The sequence below is a fragment of the Okeania sp. genome (assembly GCF_983059655.1).
Map to the genome: position 1 here is coordinate 1 of NZ_CEZPJD010000376.1, position 7,535 is coordinate 7,535.

General features: G+C 35.5%; 5 protein-coding genes. 3 read left to right on the forward strand and 2 right to left on the reverse strand.

The genetic code is table 11. From position 1 onward, the window contains the following. Positions 1-524 (forward strand): hypothetical protein (locus tag AC3DU7_RS19655; RefSeq protein WP_488041002.1); only part of this gene is annotated, 524 nt, incomplete at its 5' end. Between the two features lie 396 nt (positions 525-920). On the opposite strand, the gene phnE is transcribed toward AC3DU7_RS19655, so the two are convergent. Both phnE and phnC read right to left on the reverse strand, forming a co-directional pair. Next, a complete protein-coding gene (gene phnE / locus AC3DU7_RS19660) occupies positions 921-1,763 on the reverse strand; it encodes a phosphonate ABC transporter, permease protein PhnE (RefSeq protein WP_488041003.1) in 843 nt (280 codons plus the stop codon). Between the two features lie 264 nt (positions 1,764-2,027). Next, positions 2,028-2,822 (reverse strand): phosphonate ABC transporter ATP-binding protein, encoded by a 795-nt coding sequence (phnC, locus tag AC3DU7_RS19665; RefSeq protein WP_488041004.1) that lies wholly within the window; start codon positions 2,820-2,822, stop codon positions 2,028-2,030. A gap of 404 nt (positions 2,823-3,226) precedes the next feature. Here phnC and AC3DU7_RS19670 point away from each other — a divergent pair, with 404 nt between their 5' ends. Then, positions 3,227-4,168 carry a cyanophycinase gene (locus AC3DU7_RS19670; protein WP_488041005.1) on the forward strand — a complete coding sequence of 314 codons (942 nt, stop codon included), beginning with the start codon at positions 3,227-3,229 and terminating at the stop codon, positions 4,166-4,168. 391 nt (positions 4,169-4,559) lie between these two features. Continuing rightward, a complete protein-coding gene (locus tag AC3DU7_RS19675) occupies positions 4,560-6,566 on the forward strand; it encodes an ATP-binding protein (protein ID WP_488041006.1) in 2,007 nt (668 codons plus the stop codon). Positions 6,567-7,535: the final 969 nt, after the last annotated feature.

Here is a 7,535-nt window from a genome sequence, read left to right on the forward strand (position 1 = left end):
AAACAGAGGAACTAGAATTACCGGAAAACTTCAGTCAAACCGCCCTCCCGAAAAAGTTAATAGATGAATTAAGAAAAGGAACAGGGCGAGCAGTTTTTACCTCATCCACAGGAGACGAGTCATCATGGATACGCTCCGATGGAAAAATGAGTATCTACACAGACCATTTTCTGGAAGCATTACATGGTGGTGGCAATAAACCAGGAGATGAAATTGTCACGGTTTCCAATTTAATGAATTATGTGGGAAAAACTGTTCCTGAAAGCGCTCGACAATTAGGGAGAAAACAAACCCCTATTTTTGACTTTTCCCAGACAGAGGATTTTCCGGTAGCGTTATTGTGTGGGGGTAAAGGTTTACCGGATGGTGGGTGGGAAGAGGTTAAGTCAGGAGTTCGGGAGAATATTAGTAATACGGCCACAGTAAAAGAAGGTGTTGCTTCTGTTGGTGATGGCAATACCAATACCAATGCTCAATACTATTTCGGAAGTGTAGGAGGAAATGTAAAGTTTGGTCAGAAGTAGGTTGGGTTGAAGAATGTTAGCGGAGCTTATCCGTTAGGATAAACCCAACAAATTAATCTCATAAGTCCCCGTTATTGTTGGGTTGCGCTGCTGCTTAACCCCACCTACTGAACTTATTACGCTTTCAATCAAAAACGTTAGCGGAGCTTATCCGTAGGATAAACCCAACAAATTCATTCCAAAATTCCCTGTTATTGTTGGGTTGCGCGTTGGCGGAGCCTAGCGGCAGCTATATCGCTTAACCCAACCTACTGAAGTGGCAATAGATGTAGGGGCTGGTGCGTTACGCTGTCGCTAACACACCCTACTGGACTTATGTTGAATTCTCCCCCACTCCCCCACTCCCTCACTCCCCTACTCCCCTACTCCCCCACTCCCCTACTCCCCTACTCCTCATTAAACTAGCCAATTTCTTAATTTTGCTGATAATACATCAATTATTGAAGTTGCCAAAATTAAAATAATTAAAATTGCACAAACTTTTTGATACAAAAATGAACCAAAACTTTGATAAAGGGAAACTCCAATACCACCTGCACCTACTATTCCTAATACAGAAGCAGAACGAACATTTGACTCAAAACGATACAAGACGAAGGAAGTCCATAATGGCATTACTTGAGGAATTACTCCAAAGATAATCTCCTGAATTTTACTAGCACCCGTAGCACGAATACCTTCAACCGGACCAGGTTCAATTGACTCCACTGCTTCTGAAAAAAGTTTTCCTAAAGTACCTGCTGTATGTACAAATAAGGCTAAAACACCAGCGAAGGGACCTAAACCAACAGCTACTACAAATATTAGAGCAAATACTACTTCATTAATTGCCCGCATGGCGTCTAAAATTCGACGAATAGGTTGTACTATCCAAATTAGACACATATTTTCTGATGCCAAAATGGAAAATGGAACGGCGAAAATTGCTGCTAAAATAGTTCCCCAAAGACCCATTGAGATAGTAATTATTGTGTCTTCTAAATAAATTTTCCAATCGGAAAAATCTGGGGGGAAATATGATTGAATATACTCAACCATATTACCGCTTTTTTGGAATAAAGTTAAAAAATTTATTTCACTTTGTAGAGCAGAAAAAACCATAATAATTGCAGCACCCAAGGCAAATATTATGCGAGTATTAGTAACTCGTTTTTTTTCTTTTGCTAACATTTTTATAATTGCTGGAGTAGCGATAATAGTTCGATCAATAGAGTGAAAATCATTAGTTATTTTGTTCATTTTTATTTATATATAGCAATGTGATTTTAGTTGTGAGATATTGGAGACTTTTAGGGAACAGGGAACAGGGAACAGGGAACAGGGAAGAAGAAAAAAACTAATATATATGAATAAGATAACTGCCATATTCTATACTTTTTTTATAAATTACATAAAATTTCAGGAAGCATTAGGTACAGTTTAAGGCTAATCTATAATCTTTATTCATTCCCTGTTGCCTAAAGCATAAAACTTTGTGCCTTATCAACTGGAAAACTGCTGTAACTAAACTAATTCTCCATGACCTTTCAATATTAGTTCTTCTGCTGCTGTACCATAAAGTTCGTCTAGTTTACGATCGCTCAGATTAACTGTTGGAGCGTCAAATACAACCTCTCCATCTCTCAGAGCAATAGTACGCTCAAAATACCGACGTACCATTTGAACTTGATGTAGAGAACTAACAATAGTAATATTATTTTCGCGGTTGAGTTCGCATAATAATTCCATTATCTTCCGAGCAGACTCTGGATCTAAGGAAGCTATAGGTTCATCTGCTAGAATAATTTTAGCTCCCTGTACTAAACAACGAGCGATCGCTACCCTTTGTTGTTGTCCCCCAGAAAGTTGGGCTGCTTTTTTATCAGCTTGCTCTAAAATTCCTACTCTTTCCAATGCAGCAAGTGCCTGTATTTTTTGCTCTTTTGTAAATAGACGTAGTGCGGAATTGACAAGAGACATTTGCCCTAAGTTTCCCACTAATACATTGTCTATTACTGTTAGTCGTTTGACCAAATTAAATTGCTGAAAAATACAGCCTATTTGGCAACGTAATTTTCTAATATGTGAGTGGAAAACGCCATGTGTTTGTAAAGCTGTACCAAATATGTAAACTGTACCTGTATCTCCTTTCTCCAAACCATTTATATGTCGTAGTAAAGTAGATTTTCCCGAACCAGAAGCACCAACTAAACCAACCATTTCTCCTGCTTCAATACAGATATTAACTTGCAGCAAAGCAGGTTTTCCTTTAAAATTTTTATCTAGATTTTTAACTTCTATAGCGTTATATTTAGACATTTATATTATGAACTATGAATAAAACTAATATATATTACAGCTTTTAGATTAATTTTAGGTTATCTTTCAGTAAAAAAAATTATCTTTTTAGGGAGTAGGGAGTAGGGAGTAGGGAGTAGGGAGTAGAAAAGAAGAAAAACAACTGTACCTCAGTAACTTGAAAAACGCTATACAATACTATTAGACATCTCCAAAAATTAAAAATAAAATCAATTCTTATCTAGAAATTACCAATGATTCTTCCCTGTTCCCTGTTCCCTGTTCCCTGTTCCCTCTTTTGGTGAAGATGTCTATTGAGGCAATTACCTAAATCTATGAAGTGTATTTGCTCACTTTATTTGCTGCTAACTTTCCTATCCAGAAAATTATTCAAAGTCATCATAATCTTCTGCTTAATAATTACCATGGTTTTTTCTACCCAGAAAAAAAGTTACAGTTATTTAGAAAACAATTCTATTAATTTAAGTTTAAGTGTAATGTACAGTGGCCCAGTTTACAACTTTGGTGGTGGTGGCCTTGATATAGACTCTGCAATTCAGTGGATGATTAATCAAGTCCGAGGATGCAATTCTTGTACTGATAAAATAGATGTGATTATAATTCGTGACTCAGGTAGCGATGCCTATAATCAACCAATTTTAGATATGGATGGGGTAGACTCAGTGGAAACTCTGATAATTTCCGACCGAGAAGATGGTCAAAAAGAGAATATAGTAGACCCCATTGAGAATGCCGAAGTAATTTTTTTTGCAGGTGGCGACCAATGTCAATATTTGCGGAATTATCGAAATACGGAAGTTGATAAAGCTGTTCAGTCTGTTATTGCCAAAGGTGGGGCAGTTGGCGGTACTAGTGCTGGTGCAATGATTCAAAGTAATTTCGTTTTTAGTGCTTGTTCTGAGACAGTTACCAGTAAAACCGCACTAAAAGACCCATATCAAGATATTACTCTAGAGCAGGGTTTATTCAACTGGCAAAATTTTCAGGGAACTATTATAGATACTCACTTCCATGAGCGCGATCGCATGGGTAGGTTAATGACATTTGTTGCTCGTCTAGTTAGAGATGGAATATTTGAGACTGCTCTAGGTATTGGTATTGATGAAGATACTTCGTTAATTGTCGATCAAAGTGGTTTAGCTGAAGTAGTTGGAAATGGGTTTGTTTATTTTGTTTTGGGAGACCATTTACCAGAGGAATGTAACCCTCAAACTCCACTAACTTTTAGTGGGTTCAAAATCTGGAAAAAAGGAAATGGTGAAACTTTTGATTTGAATCATAGACCATCTACTGCTGATTATCAAGTTAGTGTTGAGAATGGAGAACTTGACTCTAGTCCTTATTAGAGTAGGGAGTAGGTCATTTCAGTGATCGGCGATCAGTGATCAGTTATCAGTACCTCTGGCTGTTTGCGCAGCATGACAAACGGAAACCCAGAGGCTTGAAATACGGAAACTTACTTTTTTCATCCCCTTTTAAGGGGATACTTTAGACCTTATTTTTCGGTAACAGGCAACAGGCAACAGGGACGAATAATTGATAATTTATGGATAAGAGTTGATTTGATTTTTGATTATTAGAGATGTCTATTATCAGAAAACTTGCAGTCGCCATTACTGTATTTGATGTATCAAAAGTTTAAAATTCTGGCAACTTAAGATTTTTCTTTTTTCTTCTTCCCTCTTCCTTCTTCTGCTATAATAATTTTTATTCTTAAAACTTTGCTTATAAGTACCTATGATCGATTTAAATCTTGGAGCTAAACTACAAAAAAGAAAAAATCCATTTGGAAGTAGTCGAGTCGATCATCCTTTTCAGATACATAGCGATGCAGATAATGTTTTTAGTAAAGAATTTCATAGAATACAATCTACTCTCAAAGATATTAAACAAGATATTAATCATCAAAGTAAAGGGGTTGTTGTTGTAGGGGAACCAGGGTTTGGCAAAACTCACCTGATGATGCGACTAGCAAATAGTAGATTAAAAACTAATCGGCTCTTATTTATCCGTCAACCTAACAATCCTGATGCTATTATTTACCATATTTATAGTCGTATACTTGAATCGCTAATTAGATGTATACCAAAAATTAACTATACTCAACTGGAATATTTGATTGCTAATAGTTGTGCCAAAATTTTTCAAGAAATTATTATAGAAAATCCTGATTTGTACCCAAAAAAAGAAAGTAAAAAAGACCAGGCAGTCATACAATTAGTTAAAGATGGAAACCTAAAATTACTCTCTTTTTTCTCATCAGATACTCAAGCAAAACGAGAGTTTTGGGAACATATAGAAAATCGAGCTAATTTGTGGTGGAGTACAAATTATTCAACGGCAGGATATGCACCAGAAATATTCAAAGGAATTATCAAGTTTTGTGGGTATAGAGCCATAGATTATCGTCGTGTCATTCGAGAATGGTTGTCAATGAATGATGTACCTCAAAAGTTATTAGATAAAGTTAAAATAGCATCTTGGAATAAAAGTATTAATCGGGAGGAAGTATCTCTAGAAGCGTTAAAAGTATTAGGTTATTTATCACTTTTAGATGAACCTTTGATTATTGTATTTGACCAGTTAGAAGGTTTAGGTAGGGAATATAATAAGAATCTTTTGCACAGTTTTGGAGAAGCAATTAAAGAAATTTTTACTCATGTTCCTAATAGTTTGATTATCCTAAATTTATTCCCTGACAGATGGGAACAGTTTAAAGAAGAATTTGATGATTCTATTGTAGATAGAATTTCTCAGTGTCAAGTATTCTTAAATAAGCCGTCGGAAGAACAACTAATCACAATTCTCAATGAAAAATCTAAGTCTATTAATCTACCAATAGAACAACTGTTTACGCCACATGAAATTCAGAAAATATTAAGTAAAAATTCTATCCGCTCAATTATTAATTCTGCAGCAGATTTCTATAATTATAAAATTCATAATATTCCCCTGCCTGATTATCTGAAAGTTGACACAAATAGTCAAATATCACTACAAAATAATTCCAATTTACAAGGTTTGGTTTCAGATATTAAACAAATTAAAGAACTTGTTCTGAAGATAGCTGAAAAACTGAGTATTGAATCTAATTTAGAAGCAAAAAATGAGCCAGATAATCAAAAGTCTATTCATCAAGAGTCTCCAACTGATACTAATAAAATTATCGTAGATTACCTGAATCAAAAATATCAGCAAATAGAAGAAGAATATAGTGATTCCCAAGTTATTACAAGTAGTGATGACCGGGGAAAATTGGAGAAAATTTTTGAATCTTTGAAAATAATTCAACCATCTCTCAAGTTAGACTTTCTGACTTTTGATAGACCAAAAAAAATTCCAGATCACCTGGTTATTCAAACAGAAACTCAAGGTTATGCTATAGGTTTTTTGTATGATGGAGGTAGCGCCTTTTTTTCTCGGATAACTAGCTGGAATGAATTAGTAGCAAGAAATTCTCACCTTAAGTTTTATTTATATCGAGATGCTAGAGGGTATAAAGTTAGTGGTGAAAAAAGTATAGCAGAATTAGATAAATTTAAAAATACAGATAATTGCGAATATATTATTTTGATCAAAGATGAACGGATTACTTTTGAACTTCTCTATCAAATAATTGTGGATATTCAAAATCAAGATTTGGAAGCTAAGTTGGATGAAGCGTTATTAATTCTTTTAAAAAAATACTCCCATCATTCGTTACTAAAAATAGCGATAGAAGCGATAGGAACTTTTGAAACCTAGCTCTATCAAAGAAGGTTTTAGATTTTAATATAGCAATCTTATTTGAGTTGTGAAATATTATAGATTTTAGGGAACAGGGAACAGGGAATAGACAATAAAGAACACCGAAGCAATAAAATTATCACAAATGATTTAGGATTGCTATAGTATAGAAACAGTTGATTAGGACAAAACTCTGAAAGCATTATCGATAGTATCTTGTATACTACTAGTTAGGGTTTGCTGAAAAAGTCTTTTGGTAGGGGTAGGAGCCAGAATCCAGAAGTCAGGAGGAATGGGAATTATAGAAGAGGTAGTCAGAAGAATCGTCCCAAGATTGTTCTTCTGAGAAATAGTTTTATAGCAATTCCCAAAAATAATGCTATACTTCCTATGGGACTTCAGTTATTAAGTAAAAATAATGGTATAATCATGTTTGTAACGATTCTCGGTATTAAACCAAAATATCTTATCTCTTTTCACCCTACTCCCTACTCCCTACTTTCAAGGAGATGTAGCAAGACTTTTGAGATTTAGTATTATACCATTTTGAAAAAAGAATGTTACGAATAATATCATGTCCGTTGGTATCGTTTGTGTAAAAGTTAGCGTGGATATCTACAGGAAATTTAAGTTTTTTTCTTGCCTGTTCCCTGTTCCCTGTTCCCTGTTCCCTGTTCCCTATTTACTATACAAGACCGATGCTACCGGAGATGATATAATACCAAATCCGGTGATAAAAAGCGAATTTGTCCAAATTATTCTAACCCTTCTGCCTTCCTTTTGAGTGTAAGTATTTAAGCGGACATGATATTTATAGCGCTGTGCGCAGCTCATTTGGCAGTAGGCAATAGCGGTCAGACCCCGCGCCGCCGCTAGGCGCAAGCGGTCGGAACCCGCGTCGGCGTCAGACGCAAGGGAACGCCGACCAAGAGAGGGAATGCTGACCAAGAGAGGCAGTAGGGGGGATAAAAAGCTTATTATATAAAA